Annotated in this window: 11 protein-coding genes; 9 read left to right on the top strand and 2 right to left on the bottom strand. The window is 57.5% G+C overall.

Annotated features, from left to right (window positions below):
• Nucleotides 1-20 precede the first annotated feature (20 nt).
• Nucleotides 21-809, bottom strand: coding sequence for a helix-turn-helix transcriptional regulator (locus tag AB4Z52_RS23485; RefSeq protein ID WP_442220306.1), 789 nt, complete (start codon nt 807-809; stop codon nt 21-23).
• A gap of 1,080 nt (nt 810-1,889) precedes the next feature.
• Here AB4Z52_RS23485 and AB4Z52_RS23480 point away from each other — a divergent pair.
• The 6 genes from AB4Z52_RS23480 (at nt 1,890) to AB4Z52_RS23455 (ending at nt 11,423) form a co-directional block, all read left to right on the top strand.
• On the top strand, nt 1,890-2,894 hold the full coding sequence (locus tag AB4Z52_RS23480) for a fibrinogen-binding protein (RefSeq protein WP_442220305.1): 1,005 nt from the start codon (nt 1,890-1,892) through the stop codon (nt 2,892-2,894).
• 142 nt (nt 2,895-3,036) lie between these two features.
• Complete coding sequence (locus tag AB4Z52_RS23475; protein WP_442220304.1) at nt 3,037-5,061, top strand: hypothetical protein; 2,025 nt, start codon at nt 3,037-3,039, stop codon at nt 5,059-5,061.
• Between the two features lie 35 nt (nt 5,062-5,096).
• A complete protein-coding gene (locus AB4Z52_RS23470) occupies nt 5,097-7,547 on the top strand; it encodes a type I secretion system permease/ATPase (RefSeq protein ID WP_442220303.1) in 2,451 nt (816 codons plus the stop codon).
• Between the two features lie 7 nt (nt 7,548-7,554).
• Nucleotides 7,555-8,910, top strand: coding sequence for an HlyD family type I secretion periplasmic adaptor subunit (locus tag AB4Z52_RS23465; RefSeq protein WP_442220302.1), 1,356 nt, complete (start codon nt 7,555-7,557; stop codon nt 8,908-8,910).
• 114 nt (nt 8,911-9,024) lie between these two features.
• Nucleotides 9,025-9,516 (top strand): hypothetical protein, encoded by a 492-nt coding sequence (locus AB4Z52_RS23460; RefSeq protein ID WP_442220301.1) that lies wholly within the window; start codon nt 9,025-9,027, stop codon nt 9,514-9,516.
• A gap of 143 nt (nt 9,517-9,659) precedes the next feature.
• On the top strand, nt 9,660-11,423 hold the full coding sequence (locus tag AB4Z52_RS23455; protein ID WP_442220300.1) for a GNAT family N-acetyltransferase: 1,764 nt from the start codon (nt 9,660-9,662) through the stop codon (nt 11,421-11,423).
• Between the two features lie 65 nt (nt 11,424-11,488).
• Here AB4Z52_RS23455 and AB4Z52_RS23450 read toward each other — a convergent pair whose 3' ends face one another.
• A complete protein-coding gene (locus AB4Z52_RS23450; protein WP_442220299.1) occupies nt 11,489-11,770 on the bottom strand; it encodes a hypothetical protein in 282 nt (93 codons plus the stop codon).
• 167 nt (nt 11,771-11,937) lie between these two features.
• Here AB4Z52_RS23450 and AB4Z52_RS23445 point away from each other — a divergent pair, with 167 nt between their 5' ends.
• The 3 genes from AB4Z52_RS23445 to trpC are packed head-to-tail and all read left to right on the top strand — an operon-like array spanning nt 11,938 to nt 15,728.
• Nucleotides 11,938-13,830, top strand: coding sequence for a SurA N-terminal domain-containing protein (locus AB4Z52_RS23445; protein ID WP_442220298.1), 1,893 nt, complete (start codon nt 11,938-11,940; stop codon nt 13,828-13,830).
• A gap of 51 nt (nt 13,831-13,881) precedes the next feature.
• Nucleotides 13,882-14,898, top strand: coding sequence for an anthranilate phosphoribosyltransferase (trpD, locus tag AB4Z52_RS23440; RefSeq protein WP_442220297.1), 1,017 nt, complete (start codon nt 13,882-13,884; stop codon nt 14,896-14,898).
• Nucleotides 14,899-14,912: 14 nt separating this feature from the next.
• Nucleotides 14,913-15,728: an indole-3-glycerol phosphate synthase TrpC gene (gene trpC / locus AB4Z52_RS23435; protein ID WP_442220296.1), complete on the top strand. Its 816-nt coding sequence runs from the start codon at nt 14,913-14,915 to the stop codon at nt 15,726-15,728.
• Nucleotide 15,729: the final 1 nt, after the last annotated feature.

Here is a 15,729-nt window from a genome sequence, read left to right as displayed (position 1 = left end):
GTTGATATTTCAGGTACTGATTAGTTGCGCCATTTGCGCGACGAATCCAGCCCCACATCCGAGTTGAAGAAACGCGAAGCCGCCTCAGTACGATTGCGGACATTCATCTTCTTGTAGATGTTTCTGACATGAACCTTGACGGTATTTTCAGACAGGTTGAGCTGGTCCGCAATGATCTTGTTCTGGGTCCCCTTGCAGATGAGGTCGAGAATCTGGACCTCCCGCGTTGTCAACGCCTGCAGGTTGCCTCCCCTTGATCCGAGAGTATCGTCATAGGCCTTGTGGTTTGCCGCTAGCCGAACCGGCGTCGAGTAGAAAGACGAACTAGAATGTTGTCCTTCCGCAGTCAGCCTGCGCAGAAGCGCTGAAGGGAAATGTTCGCCGCCCTTCATCAGCAGATCGATCGCCGCCATGAAAACGTCAAGGCGAAGATTGAGCGGTAGCACGCCGTGAATATTACGTCCCTCGACAAGTCGGCCGACGTAAGGATCGAGGAGATCGATGGTCTCAACAACCAGTCCAATCGATATCCCTGGCGAACTAGCGCGTAATGCCTTCAGAGTATCCTGCAGGTCATCTGTTGGCAGATGATAAAGCAGAACCAGTCTAACTCCCTCAAGGATACCTCCCTGAAGGGCCTTCGGATCAGCGATGCTGACGACGTCATAGCCAGTAAAACGCACTCCCAAAGCCTGCGCCAAGCACTCCGAAAACAAATCGGCGTCGGCCAGTACAACGATCGTATCTCTTAGCGGTATGATACTGTGGTTCTCGTCCGCATTCCCTGCTCTTGTGCTTGCGATGTACATTTGTGCATCCCCCAAAGCTCGCAGCTATTAGTTGGTTAACCCGCTTTTATTGAATTATTTTGTATGAGCTTTGTGCTCTTATATAGGAACTGACTGCGCAGTCTTCTTAACTTATTTTTAATAACACTAATACACGTCCAAAAAAATGCAAATTGCCCAAACGGGTTAATTTCGCCGCAAATGCGTTAATTTTTATCGTAAATGTGGGAATATGACTAATACGAAGCCCCCAAATTCGTGCAGTTTCGCACGTTTGCGGTCTTTTCCATTTGGTTGGGTGCCGGGTTTCGTGCGGCTGGAGACGATGAGTAAGTGCATCTTGCATAAACGGTTAAGCAGATTGTAACTATTGACTTATCCGGACGGGCGTCTACTCCGCGTGACGATAGCGTTAAGCATAGTAAGAGTCGGTATCTTTTTTATTACATTATGAAAATCAGGGTGAGTGGTTCATTATTGCAACGGTCCCCAATGATTTCGATCGGTGTCAAAAATTTACTTCCGTCACAGTTAACGCTATTGACTGAAGGTAAGTAGGAGGGGTTATCAGGACCAATTTCGGTGACGTTTACTTCATTCCGTTACGTCAATTTACTATTGCCTTACGTTACGGAAGCAAAATTCGAAAAGCTGAATATAAACAATGAACTGATCGCCTAATCTGACCTATGCCGCAGGTAAGGAGGGTGCTCTTGCGAGGCGCTAACCCGAATTGGTATCTATTAGATTGCTTATTTTTCAGCCACATTCATGACGTTCCGCAAGGCAGCGGTATCGGGGAACACGTCAAGCCAGTCCTTGTAATCGCGTAACCGGCAGACCCTTCCCCACACTTAGTGAAAACGATCGGAGAATGGAGGATTGGCGCTCTAGCGAGCGTCGAACGGGATTTGTTCGTCCACGTTTTGCTTAGCGACAAATCCTTTTATACGCCAGGCCTGAGCCAACAGGCCGGTTTCGACGGCAGAAATGTACCTTGTAGATCTGCCGCATTGTTAACGGAGTTGGGGCCGCCACGAGTAAAATCCCATTTAAGATGAGAGGGATTTCGGGACGGCCTCCTCATTTGGAGGAAATGAAATGGCTCTTCTCGACATCGATGCGACTGTGAATTCGAACAACGGCAATACGACCAATACGACTTCGACCGATGATCATAGCAAAGTTGCAGCTCTTGCAGACGGCTTTGCCAACAGCGCTGTAAACTCGACGAATATTGACGACGGTTCCACTGGTCTGGTGGGCGTTGGCAATTCATCCAACAGCCACAATGACAGCAGCACCACCACGACAAACACGGACGCCTCCCAGACGAATGGAAACGGCGACAATCGTGACAACAGCTATGATTACGACAGCAAGACCAACACAACGACGACCAACAACACAAGCTCGTACAACCACCAAGACACGGACACCAAGGTAACCTCGATTACGGATACCAAGGACAGCTACAACACGAGCACGAAGGATAGCGGTAACAGCTATTCGGACTCGAGCACGCATTTGAAGGACAGTGGCAACACCTATACGAAGGATAGCGGCAATTCCTACAGCTACTCGGACTCAAGCACGCACCAGACCACGACCTCCGACTATGACTTCGGCACGCTGAAGGACATCGGCAGCATCAGCGGCAATGTCGGCATAGCCGGCGGAGACCTGAATTTCAATCTGGGCAGCGACTACTCCTTCAACCTCAATCTCGACAATATCCTCAACAACGCGCTAAACGGCGACGGCAACCACACCGGTTTCAGCTTGGTGCAGGCCAACAACCTTGCCGACATGGACACCGCCTACAATGTCACGATGAACAATCAACACGCCACCAATGACCTGAGTTCATCGGGCGGAGATTCCCATAGCGACGCCGGCATAGGCTTCGACAGCAAGTCGAGCTGGGATCCGAACACGCCGATCGCCGGCCATGACTTGTCTGGAACGAGCCACGCCGACTCGTCGTCGATCCTCGCAAATTCCGGGTACCATCAGGAACTGGTCCAGGGTGCAAACTTGGTCAGCAATACAAGCGACATTGCGGTTACCGGAGGCGACCACCACGACGTGACGACTACCCACTGATCTTCAACGCAACTCACACGAAGAAACGCATCGGCCCAGTCCGGCCGGTGCATCTTTCTGATCGGCTCCGCAGCGGAGCGATCGTTGCGATGCAGACCGCCAAACTCAAGAAAAATATTGGCGGCTGTTGGGGAGAAACGTGATGCACGCGGAAAAATTCTCGGAAATCATCGCCCATTTCATCGGCCTCTTTGATCCGCAGTCAGAGGAAGCGCGGCTGCGGCAGCTCAACCTAGAGGGCCAGGCGTTGCGTGACGGGCTGCCGCATGTTGGCGATCTCTCGGAACAGCAGGCGGCCTTTCAGTCCAACCTAAATTTGCAGGACTACGATCCGCATCTGAAATACGACGCCGCTCACGAAAGCTACGATCATCTGCAGGCTCGGCTCTATGACCAGACCTACCAGCAGAGCCTGAAGATGCTGCAGGATCTGGCAAATATCGACCTGCCGCATATGCTGCCATCATCTCCGCTGATTGCCCTTGATGAGCCCGAGCGTCTTCACACCGACAAGGGCGCTGACTCGAACGCCTTTCACCTGCTCCAGGCCAACGCCGTGCGGGACGACGACGTCCTCGACATGACCAACGGCGTCCATCCGGTCCAAAACCTTGCCTATATCAACGAACAACTCGGCGAGATGAGCGCCAAGGCCGAGTCAATGTCGCCCTTCAGCCACTGGGTGCGCACCGACAGCTATGACGGCGTCGTCAAGATTGCCGGCGAGGTCCATGACTACGCCCAAAAGGTCGAGCAAAGCGGCGGCGCCAATCTGCAGGATCCGGACGGAAGCCACTATTTCGTGACGGCCTCGAACAATCTGGATGGCATCTATATCAACGGCGTCGTGTCATCGAGTGTGCCCGTGCTTGACGACTATCTTCCCAATCGCGGTCTCGCGGCGGCCTATCACGAGCCGGTGGGCAGCGACGGCGCGCAGCATTTGCAGGGCGCTGGCCCGAATTCGCTCGATATCGAGACCGGTGCGAACGTCGTCGCCAACCTGGCGGGCATCGTCGACACCAACATGATAACGCCGTTGATGGCTGTCATGGGCGATTATCACTCCATCAATTCCATCTCGCAGACCTACATCTACAGCAACAGCGACAAGGTCGATGGGCTATCTGGCGACGGCACCAACTCGGTGACCAATGCGCCAACGATCGGCAAGAACATCGCGATATTCGCCCATGATCAATTCAACCCCGGACCGGCTGCCCAGTCTGGGGCAGACAGCCACACCATGCCTGACGCATGGCATGTCAGCGTCGTCAACGGCGATGTCTCCTTCGTCCATTGGATGGAACAATATAACTTCCTGTCGGACAACGATACGATGACCGTTCAGACGAGCGGCGTCGAGACATCCGTGCTGAGCGGCGGCAACACCGTCACCGACCTTGCGTCTTACCTCGGCATCGGTACCCAGTACGACTTGGTGATCGTCGGTGGCCAAGCCTACAACATGAATTCGATCAATCAGATTTCGGTCCTCTACGACAACGACACCGTCAAGCTGGACGGAAATGGCACCAGTGTCCAAGTCCAGACCGGCAACAATCTTATGTGGAATCTGGCCTCCATTGAAAACGTCGGTAGCCCCAATCGCTTTGCAGCGATGCCAGACTACATGAACGAAACGATGAAGAACATTCAGGACCACCAGAATGCCATGCCCGGCGGCCTGGCGGCAGATCCCAATTTCGCGGGCTATCCGGGGCTGAACGTCCTTTACATCACCGGTAATTTCTACGACGTCAACGTTATCAAGCAGGTCAACATCGTCGGTGATGCCGATAGCGTCACTAAGGTGGCCAACAGCATCTTGCAGGACAATGCAAATGCGACCGTGCATATCGACACCGGCAGCAATGCCGTCATCAATGTCGCCAGCATTGTCGATTACGACAGCTTCGGCCACACCACCTATGTCGCAGGCAACGTCTATTCCGATGCCGTCCTCATTCAGGGCGGACTTCTCGACCACGGCCAAACCAACACCGCCCAGCCAGGACAGCTTGCGAACGAAGCGATCGCATTCCTCGGCAACAACGATCCGGTCACGTCGACCGATGATCACCACACCACGACCATCGATGCCGGTCATGACCTGTCGTTCCACAATGGCAGCGTCGGTGATGTCATGCAGTCGGTTACCGCCTAGTTCAATTGAGTACGCAGAGGGGAGATCTGCAGCATATGAACCAGATTTCGAAGTTGAGGATGGCAGAAAGTCGGACTTTGCATCTTCGGACATCCGTGTCCGATCTCGGTGCCTACCGAAGTGAAGCCAGGCCCGCCGAGGTCGTATCCGCAGTCGAGGACGCGGTAGAGGATTTTCTCAAGGAGCGCGCCGATCACGCAAAGCCCCAGGCAAGCGCAAGCAAATTGCCCAGCGGGATCGGAACTGACGCAATCGCCGAACCCTCGGAAGGGACACAGCCTCAACAACTTGCTGCCTCCTTGTCGGCGGCAAGGGCCACGTTCACGGAGGCGCTGGATGCCCGCACCGCAGCGCCCGATCTGCCGCGGCCCAAGGCGTTCGATCCTTTGCCGATGCGAGCTGCCCCAGGAAACGAGACGCCACGACCATTCATGGCCACGCAGCGCTCCGCGCCGTCACGTTTAGAGATTATCCCGCCCATCCAGCCGGAGGCACCCGTAGCGCCTGCAACGGTAGACAACGCTCCCAAGGCCGCTCCGAACGAGCCGGTAATGCGCAACGTTCCCCCGCAGCCGCAAACCGAGCAGATCGAGATGAAGGTTTCTGCTCCTCCGCTGCCAAGGACGATCGACAACGATCCCGGCCCGATCAGGGATGTCGAGCGCATCGGCGGCGGCGGTGGCAACAATGGAGACAATGGCAAGGGAAATGGCGGCGGTGGCGGTAATGGCGGCAACGTCTTCCACAAGCGCAGCGCCCAGCCGATCAATTTTGCGCTCAGTCTGCGCAACGGCATGGCAGCCGTTCGCCGCAACATGCTGATCGTCATGGTCTTTACCCTCGCCATCAACATCCTCGTCCTGTCGATCCCGATCTATCTCTTCCAGATCTCGGACCGCGTGCTGACAAGCCGCTCAGTCGATACGCTGGTGATGCTTACCGTGGCGGTCGTCGGCGCTGTCCTTCTTCAGGTCATCTTAGATTCCGTGCGCCGCTTCATATTGATGCGAACCGCAGTTGAGCTGGAAGTGCAGCTCGGCGCGCCGATCCTCAGTGCCGCAGCTCGTGCTTCGCTTCATGGCAACGGGCGCGACTATCAGACGCTCGGCGACCTGCAGCAGTTGCGCTCCTTCATAACCTCCGGCACCCTGATTGCCTTCCTTGATGCGCCGTTGATGCCGCTCTTCGTCGTTCTGGTGTACCTCGTCCATCCGGATCTCGGCATGATCGTGCTGACCTGCTGCGCGATTCTGTTTGTCATCGCCTACTTCAATCAGAAGATGACCGCCGGCTCGTTCGCCGAGGCGAATGCCTTCCTCAGCCGCGCCAATTTCCATCTGGATTCCATGGCGCGCAACTCGCAGATCATCAACGCGCTGGCGATGATCCCCGAGGCTGTGAAGATGTGGGGCCGTGAAACGGCAGGTTCGCTCAAATCGCAGGTGGCAGCGCAGGATCGCAACATCGTCTTTTCCGGCCTGACGAAGGCCTGCCGGATGATCACGCAGGTGATCCTGCTCGGCTGGGGCGCGCATCTTTCGCTGTCGGGACAGTTGACTGGCGGCATGGTGATTGCTGCCTCGATCGTTTCCGGTCGCGCCCTTGCGCCCGTCGAAGGTGCCATCGAAGGCTGGAACCAGTTCAATCATTCCCGCGCAGCCTATGGTCGCATCAAGCAGCTGCTCTTGAACTCGCCGCTCAACTTCCCGCGCCTGAAACTTCCGAATCCGGAAGGCAGGCTTGATGTCGAGCGCATTCTGTTTGTCCCGCCACCCCAGAAGCGCGTCGTTCTCAATGGCATTTCATTCTCGCTGCAAAAGGGCGAATCCCTGGCCATCATCGGAAATTCCGGATCCGGCAAGACGACCCTTGGCAAGATGCTGGTCGGCTCGATCCTCCCGACCTCGGGCAATGTGCGCCTCGACCTGATGGACCTTCGCAACTGGGATCAAAGGCAGTTCGGCGAAAGCATCGGCTATCTGCCGCAGGACGTTCAGCTGTTTCCCGGCACGATCAAGGCGAACATCTGCCGCATGAGGGATGACGTCGAGGATCGGTTGATCTACGAGGCAGCCGTTCTTGCCGATGTGCATGAGTTGATTGCGACCTTCCCGCAAGGGTATGAGACGGTCGTTGCGTCAGACGGTTCACCGCTTTCCGGCGGCCAGAAGCAGCGCATAGCGCTCGCCCGAGCCTTCTTCGGCAATCCGAAGTTCGTCGTTCTCGACGAGCCCAATTCCAACCTCGATTCCGCCGGCGAGACGGCGCTTGCCCGCGCCATCATCCATGCCAAGCGCCAGGGGATCACGACTGTCACGATTACCCAGCGCCCTGCCCTGCTCCAGTGTGTCGACAAGATCCTTGTCCTAAAGGATGGCTCGGTCGCCATGTTCGGCGAACGCGCTGAGGTTCTGAACGCGCTGAGCGGCAAGCCTTCCAATGATGGCCTCGGCAACGGCCAGCAAGTTCCAAGAATTCAGGGTTGAGCGCGTCATGGCAAGAAAAAGAAGAGACAAAACGACGGAAGAACCCGGACAGGTCGAATGGTACAGCGAGGTGCCCCGCTCAATCCGGCTGCACAGCTTCTCGGGTCTTGCCATCCTGCTCGCATCCTTTGGAGGCTTCGGCTACTGGGCAGCGACCGCGCCGCTCTCGGCTGCCGTTATCGCGCAGGGCAGCTTCGTTGCCACCGGAAACAACAAGATCATCCAGCATCTCGAAGGCGGCATCATCAAGGATCTGATGGTTAACGAAGGCGACGTTGTACACGAAGGCGATGTTCTCGTGACGCTTGACCCGACGGCCGCCACCGCCAACGAGCGTGCCCTCAATCTGCGTCGTTTGCGCCTCGAGACTGTCACGGCCCGCCTGAAGGCAGAAGCGCAGGGGGCCAACGACTTCGTCGTTCCGGATACCGTCCAGCTGCAGGGCAGTGATCCCGACATAAAGGCGATCATCCAAAGCCAGAACATCATCTTTCACAGCCGGCAGGAAAAACTCCGGGAACAGCTCGACCTTATCGACAAGAACATCACATCGCTCGACTACCGCAACAAGGGATATGACGGACAGAGGCAGGCCTTCGTCACCCAGCTGAACCTGCTCACGGAGGAACAGACGTCCCGCCAGAAGCTCGCCGACGCGGGCGTCATGCGCCGCACCGACCTGCTCGCCATCCAGCGCGCGGTCGCCGACGCGATGGGCGAACTGGCCCGGTTGGATTCGCAGATCAACGAGAGTGAATCACAGGTCGCGAAATATCGCCAGGAAGCCGTCATTGCCATCAATGCCAACAAGCAATCGGCATTGGACGCGCTCGAGACCGCAGAGTCCGACCTCGAAAGCGTTCGGGAACAGGCTCGCGAGGCAAGCGAGGTTCTCGGCCGGACGGTAATCCGTTCACCGGTCGGCGGCACCGTCGTGCGTTGCTACTATCACACAGCCGGCGGCGTCATCACGACTGGCAAGCCGATTATGGAAATTCTGCCGAACAACGTTCCGCTGATCATCGAGGCGCAGGTATTGCGGACATCGATCGACCAACTGCATGAGGGCGAGACCGCGGCGATCAGGCTGTCATCCCTCAATCGGCGGACGACACCGGTGCTCGATGGCAAAGTCTACTACGTCTCCGCGGACTCGATCCAGGAGGACGGCGCCAGTGCGCAGCGTGACGTCTATATCGTCCGTGTCGAGATACCGCCGGAAGAACTGCAGCGCATTCCTGGCTTCCGTCCGGTCCCCGGCATGCCAGCCGACGTCCTGATTGCGACGTCGCACCGCACCTTCTTCGAATATTTGGCAAAGCCGGTGGTGGACAGCATGTCGCACGCGTTCAAGGAGCGCTGAGACCCCGCCGAACCGCAACGACTAATTTGGGAAAGGATAAAGAAACAAGTGTCGTAGAGAAATTTTCGTCTATACTCGCTATATACTGAAGGATTGCAGCGATAGGACGGTTACATGCCAGCAATGTCGGATGTTCTCTTGCGTGTCGGACGTCTGAACTATGTTTGGACCAATACGGAAAGCCTGTTGATCTATGTCATCGCGCACCTTCTCGACATTGAGAAGGACGCTGCGATCATCGTATTCCTCACCTTGAACACGACACGTTCCCGCATCGATCTCGTCGAGCGTTTGGCAAAGCTGCCGTCGCGGCCACAGGAGGAGAGCAAGACGGTTCTGGCATTGATGGGTCGCCTAAAGCGTGAATCCAAGACGCGCAACAAGTACAATCACTGCATCTATTCCTTCGACGAGAACGGAGATATCTCCAGCACGCAGTTGATGCGCCTCGTCGAGGACGACCGGGAGGTGCGCTACGGCAAGGTCGAGCAACTTGATCTCAAGGAAGTCGATCGACTCGAAAAATCGATCGGCGAAATCGTCGCAATCAGCAAGGCGCTTTGGGTCTTCATTCGCGCCAGCCCGCGTTTCACCGACGAAATATGATCGTGCCGGCCTCGGCCGCGATCAAGTGCTAGTCATATTAGATATTACGAAATAACACGAAGGGAATATTTGAAGCCCTTTGAATATGGCTAAGATGCTGCAAGGGGATGCCGATCGGACATGACGTTACGGATGAGGGGCACGTGAGGATAGACGTCATAGAGAGCAATGCGGATCTCGAGAAAGTCCGCCAGAACTGGGATTGCGTCTATCTCAGCGACCCGCATGCGCAATATTTTCTCTCGTGGGAATGGCTATCCAGCTACCTCAATCGGCGCGACCGCTGGTTCATCCTTGCCCTTAGGGGAAAGCCCGTCGGCTCCCCTTACGTCGCGTTCCTACCCTTGCGGCTGACAACGACGCAGGATCCTCAAACCGGCATCTGTACCGACGATATCATCATGGCCGGCAATCATGCCGCCGACTATACCGGCATTCTCTGCGACCCTTCCTACGAGACCCATGCGATCAACGGATTTGCGCTCTTTCTCCGCGACCAGAGCTGGACGCATATCCGTCTCGACAATTTCTCCGGGCCGGTCGGGCGCCACGATGCGTTTGTGCAGGCGCTGAAGGGACCTGATATCGGGCACAAATGGACATCTCGGATCGATCACAGAAATATCGATCATGCCGTCTGCCCTGTCGTGGAATTGCCCGAAAGCTGGGAGACCTATCTGGATACCAGGCTAAGCAGCCAGACCAGACAGAAGCTCCGGCGTTTTCTCCGACAGATTGAGAGTGACGACGCCTATCGCATTACGGTTGCTACCGCCGAGACGATCGAGCGCGACCTCGATGTGCTGTTCAAGCTCTGGCAGTCCAAATGGGGTGGCGAGAAAGGCGATCGTGTCGGGGCGATCATTGCCTGTGCCCGCGAGATACTAATGGACGCCTGCGGTAACGGCGATCTCTTTCTTCTGACATTGTGGCACGGCGAGCGGCCACTTGGCGCGATTGCCAACATGCTGGATCGAAGGAAGAAGTCGGTCCTGTTTTCCATCGCCGGCCGCGACGAGGAATGGAAGACGCCCTCGCCTGGCCTTGTGCTGCATGCTTATGCGATCCGAAATGCGATTTCCGAGGGATATCGCAGCTATGATTTCTTGCGCGGCAACGAAGACTACAAATATGCCTTTGGCGCAGAGGATCGTCCGCTTCATTGCTCGACCCTTCGAACCTCCACCGGCCGAAATCGCTTCGAGACATTGAATGTCCGCAGTGTTCACCACGTCCACAAACTTGCAACCCGGCTCTATGCCGAGGGCAAGAAGGGACTTGCAGAGGCAGCGTTCCAGCAAGTCGTCGCCACCTCACCTGCCCATGTCGACGCGCGAATAGGTCTGGCGCAACTTCTTGTCGACAGAGGCCGATTGGGCGAGGCAGAAGCTGCCTACCAGTCCATTCTTACCGAGACGGGTGATGCAGGACCGGTCTTGCTGCGCCTGGGCGACACGCAGATTGCGCTCAAGAAATTCGACGTGGCGGCGGCGACATACGACAGGGCCATCGCGATGCAGCCGAATTCAAGCGCCGCTCATTTCGGTAAGGGCGTGGCTTTCGTGGCATCAGGTCGAAATACCGAGGCGATCGAGGCCTTCGAAGCATTGGAGCAACTGATGTCGGACGACCCCGTTCACGCCTCTTTCCAGCGCAAGGCAAAGGACGTGCTTGCCCGCCTTGGGTCTGCGCGCCGACCAGAACTGCCGGCAATCCATCCCAGCGGATTTCCGCTCGTACCGCACTCCCTTTCGCAGCGTTTGACCCGTGAGCTCGGACGAAAATCGGTGATCTCGGCCAGCGCAGCCCTGAAGGCCCTCGATATATCGCATCCGACAAAGGCGCATGTCGAGCCGAGGGACCGAGTGCCGATCACTTGGAGTGGCCTCCCCCGTACGAAGCATTAGAATGTAACAAAGCAAAGCGCCGGTGGGTGAATACCCTCCGGCGAAATCATGTTCGTTATCTGATGCTATCGCCGGCTAAGCAGGCCAATCATATAGGCGATGCCGGCTGTTACAGCGAGTGCGAAAAGCGGCTCTTCGCGCACCTTTTCGCGGACGCGCTCCGTTGCCAGCGACGCTTCCTCGGTAACCACCGACTTTGCGCCCTGCCCGATAGCAATTACACTTTCCGACAATTTCGAAAGGTCTTCCCGCAAGGCGGCAATCTGAGCTGACAGGTCATCCGCTGCTGCTTCTGTCTCAAGACGCGCGGCTGCGGATTGCATGGAAGCGGATTTCAGTTCGGCCATCGTAAGCTCCTTGTGTTGGTCCGCTGTCAACGCCGTTCACCGACAAAGGTTCCTTGGCTCCGGTGTTTTCAGTCGAAGCTCTTCAATTCCGTTTCGGATTGCTCTAAGGAACTCCCAATGCTTCGCCCTCGGGCGGGCCTGCTTGTATATGTGAGGTTTGCTTACCAATGTTCGAAGTGCTGAGAAGACTGGCCCAGACCTGGGTTGCCAAAGGGCTTATGCTGTTGCTGGTTGCGTCCTTCGGTATCTGGGGCGTATCCCGGTCGCTGATCGGCGGCAGTGCCAGCGATACCGTTATCTCGGTTGGCGATCAGCACGTGAATGCCAATGAGTTCCGGCTCGCCTATAGGCGCCAGATCGCCCAGATTAGCCAGCGTTTCGGCATGCAGATTACCAACGAGCAGGCACGCGCATTCGGTATCGACCAGCAAACCTACGCCCAGCTTATCGCCGGTGCTTCTCTCGACCAGCTGTCGAGCGACATGAACCTCGGCCTGTCGCAGGATCGCCTTGCGCAATTGATCGGTGAAGATCCTGCCTTCAAGGGCACCAGTGGCGCATTCGACCGCAACATGTTCTCGAGCCGCCTGCGCAACGCTGGCATCGCCGAGGATGACTATATCAAGGAACGCAGCAAGGTTGCCGTCCGCAGCCAGATCGTCGATGCGGTGTCGAATGGCTTTAAGGCGCCAACGGTCCTCGTCGACGCGCTGAAGCAATATCACGACGAGACCCGCGACATCGACTATCTCCTGTTGACCAATGCCAATATCGATCCGATCAAGGCGCCGGCCGACGACGTGCTCGCCAAGTGGTTCGAGGGCGCAAAGCCGCGTTATCGCGCTCCTGAATATCGCAAGATTGCCTATGTGAAGCTGCAGTCCTCCGATCTTGCCGACGCGAGCTCCATTACCGACGATGCGGTCAAGGCCGATTACGAGAAGCGCAAGGACAGCTACAAGACGGCAGAAACGCGCACGATCGAGCAATTGACCTTCGCCAACAAGGACCTCGCCAACGCCGCGGCGACAGCGCTGAAGACCGGTACGACCTTTGACCAGCTCGTCACTGACCAGGGCAAGAAACCGGCGGATGTTATGCTTGGCAATTACAGCAAGGATAAGGTACCGGACGCGGCGATCGCCGAGGCCGCCTTTGCTATCACCAAGGACGGCGGCACGTCACCGGTTATCGAAGGCTCGTTCGGCCCAGTGATCCTGCGGATCACCAACATCAAGGCCGAAATCGCCAAGGCATTCGACGATGTCAAGGAAGACATCCGCAATCAGCTGGCGCTCGCTGCAGCCGGCAACCAGATCCTCGATGCCCATGACCGTTTTGAAGACATTCGCGGTTCCGGTGCGTCGCTCCAGGACGCCGCGCAGCAGTCGAAGCTGAAGGCAGTGACCGTCGAAGCGGTCGATGCCAGCGGCCTCGACAAGAACGGCAACGACGTCAAGGATCTGCCATCGAAGCAGAAGCTGCTGGCCGAGGTGTTCAAGACTGATGTCGGCGTCCAGCCTCCGTCGGTATCGCTCGGAAACGATGGCTATGTCTGGTTCGAGGTAGAGAACACCACGCCTGAGCGCGACCGTCCGCTTGCGGAAGTTCACGACAAGGCCGCTGCCGATTGGACAGCGGAACAGCAGGCCGTGGCACTTGCGGCCAAGGCAACCGAACTTGTTGCAGAAGCCAAGAAGGGCAAGTCCCTTGCCGATATCGCTGCGCCGCTCGGCATTGCCGTCGAAAACAAGGCGAACGTCTCGCGCACGACAGATGATCCTGTCCTCGGTCATGCAGGCGTCTCGGCGGCATTCTCCGGCCCGGTCGACACTGCTGCCAACGCGGTCGGTGGAGACCCGACGACGCAAATTTTGGTCAAGGTGACCGGCGTCAACTCCAGCCCGACCAACGACATGCTCAACAACGGCGATCAGCAATCTGTGGCCATCGCCAATGCGGCAGGCGATGACATTCTCGACCAGATGGTCACCGAGCTGCAAACGAAATACGGTGTCACGGTCAATCGGAACGTGGCCGAACAGGCAATGGTCCGCTAAATCAGGGCCTGCGGCTGATCGCGGGCCTGCCAAGCGCAAGACGGAGACCCGATGCCAGAACTCAAACCGCTTCTCGCCAAAGTCGCCGGCCGCGAGGCGCTGACCCGAGATGAATCCCGCCAGGCCTTCGAAATCCTGATGTCCGGCGAGGCCACCCCTTCGCAAATCGGCGGGTTCCTGATGGCGTTGCGCGTGCGCGGCGAAACCGTCGACGAGATCGTCGGCGCCGTAACGACGATGCGCTCGAAGATGCTGCCGGTTGAAGCGCCCGCCGATGCGATCGACATTGTCGGAACCGGCGGCGACGGCACCGGCACCTACAACATCTCGACGCTTGCCGCCCTGATCGTGGCCGGAGCCGGCGTTCCCGTTGCCAAACATGGCAATCGCGCCCTGAGCTCGAAATCCGGTGCTGCCGACAGCCTGTCCGCGCTTGGGGTCAAGCTGGATATCGGCCCTGAGGTGATCAGCCGCTGCATCCGCGAAGCCGGCATCGGCTTCATGTTTGCACAGCTCCATCATTCGGCCATGCGTCATGTCGGTCCTTCTCGGGTCGAACTTGGGACCCGCACGATCTTCAACCTGCTTGGACCGCTGGCTAACCCGGCAGGTGCCAGGCGCCAATTGCTCGGCGTATTCTCGCCGCAATGGGTGTTGCCACTTGCCGAAGTGCTTCGCGATCTTGAAGCCGAGAGCGTCTGGGTGGTCCATGGCGACGGTCTCGACGAGATCACGACCACGGGAACGACCTCCGTCGCCGCGCTGGAAAACGGCAAGATACGTACCTTTGAACTGACGCCGGCAGATTTCGGCGTCCCCTATGCCGTCCTTGCCGACCTCAAGGGCGGTGATGGTGTTGCCAATGCGGCTGCGCTGCGCGACGTACTGTCTGGCGCGCGCAACGCCTATCGCGACATCTCGCTCGCCAACGCCGCCGCGTCACTGGTGATTGCCGGCAAGGCGGAAACGATCAATGATGGGATGAGACTGGCAACACTGTCGCTCGACGGCGGCGCAACTGCGGTCGCACTCGAAAGGCTGATTGCCGTTTCCAACGAAGCCGATTGAAGGATGTGGATGCGATGACCGATATCCTGGCGAAGATCGAGGCCTACAAGCGCGAAGAAATTGCCGCGGCAAAGAGAAGGATCTCGCTCGCAGACTTGCGCGCGATGCAGGCCGATCAGTCGGCTCCGCGCGGCTTCTACAAGGCATTGACCGCCAAGCGCGCCGCCGGACTTTACGGCCTCATCGCCGAGATTAAGAAGGCAAGCCCTTCCAAGGGTCTTATCCGTCCCGACTTCGATCCGCCCTCACTGGCGGCTGCCTATGAAGCCGGCGGGGCCGCATGCCTTTCGGTTCTAACGGACAGGCCGAGCTTTCAAGGCGCGCCCGAATTCCTGAGCGCAGCGAAAGCTGCATGCTCGCTGCCGGCGCTGCGCAAGGATTTCATGTTTGAAACCTACCAGGTGCAGGAGGCCCGCGCCTGGGGCGCCGACTGCATTCTACTGATCATGGCATCGCTGTCCGACGACGATGCCGAACGCCTGCAGGACGAAGCCTTTGGCCTCGGGATGGACGTCCTGGTCGAGGTGCACGACGCGCCTGAAATGGAGCGGGCGCTAAAACTGTCTTCACCGCTGGTCGGCATCAACAATCGCAACTTGCGCACCTTCGAGGTCAACCTGTCGGTCAGCGAGGCCTTGGCGCCTATGGTGCCTGACGACCGCCTGCTCATCGGCGAGAGCGGCATCTTTACCCATGCCGACTGCAAGCGCCTCGAGGCCGTGAAGATCAGCACATTTCTCGTGGGTGAGAGCCTTATGCGCAAGACCGACATCGCAGCGGCAACGCGCGCGCTTCTGACGGGCGAGGCCGGCGCTCAGGCGGCCGAATAGG

The organism is Rhizobium sp. 2YAF20 (assembly GCF_052114685.1).
Lineage (GTDB): Bacteria > Pseudomonadota > Alphaproteobacteria > Rhizobiales > Rhizobiaceae > Rhizobium.
Note: the sequence above shows the minus strand (reverse complement) of the source record. Positions and strands in the feature narration are given on the sequence as shown.

Excerpts from the sequence above, each read along its gene's own strand:
- trpD (WP_442220297.1), top strand. The coding sequence starts at position 13,882 with ATGCCAGAACTCAAACCGCTTCTCGCCAAAGTCGCCGGCCGCGAGGCG.
- AB4Z52_RS23480 (WP_442220305.1), top strand. The coding sequence starts at position 1,890 with ATGGCTCTTCTCGACATCGATGCGACTGTGAATTCGAACAACGGCAAT.
- AB4Z52_RS23450 (WP_442220299.1), bottom strand. The coding sequence starts at position 11,770 with ATGGCCGAACTGAAATCCGCTTCCATGCAATCCGCAGCCGCGCGTCTT.
- AB4Z52_RS23445 (WP_442220298.1), top strand. The coding sequence starts at position 11,938 with ATGTTCGAAGTGCTGAGAAGACTGGCCCAGACCTGGGTTGCCAAAGGG.
- trpC (WP_442220296.1), top strand. The coding sequence starts at position 14,913 with ATGACCGATATCCTGGCGAAGATCGAGGCCTACAAGCGCGAAGAAATT.
- AB4Z52_RS23460 (WP_442220301.1), top strand. The coding sequence starts at position 9,025 with ATGCCAGCAATGTCGGATGTTCTCTTGCGTGTCGGACGTCTGAACTAT.
- AB4Z52_RS23470 (WP_442220303.1), top strand. The coding sequence starts at position 5,097 with ATGAACCAGATTTCGAAGTTGAGGATGGCAGAAAGTCGGACTTTGCAT.
- AB4Z52_RS23475 (WP_442220304.1), top strand. The coding sequence starts at position 3,037 with ATGCACGCGGAAAAATTCTCGGAAATCATCGCCCATTTCATCGGCCTC.
- AB4Z52_RS23465 (WP_442220302.1), top strand. The coding sequence starts at position 7,555 with ATGGCAAGAAAAAGAAGAGACAAAACGACGGAAGAACCCGGACAGGTC.
- AB4Z52_RS23485 (WP_442220306.1), bottom strand. The coding sequence starts at position 809 with ATGTACATCGCAAGCACAAGAGCAGGGAATGCGGACGAGAACCACAGT.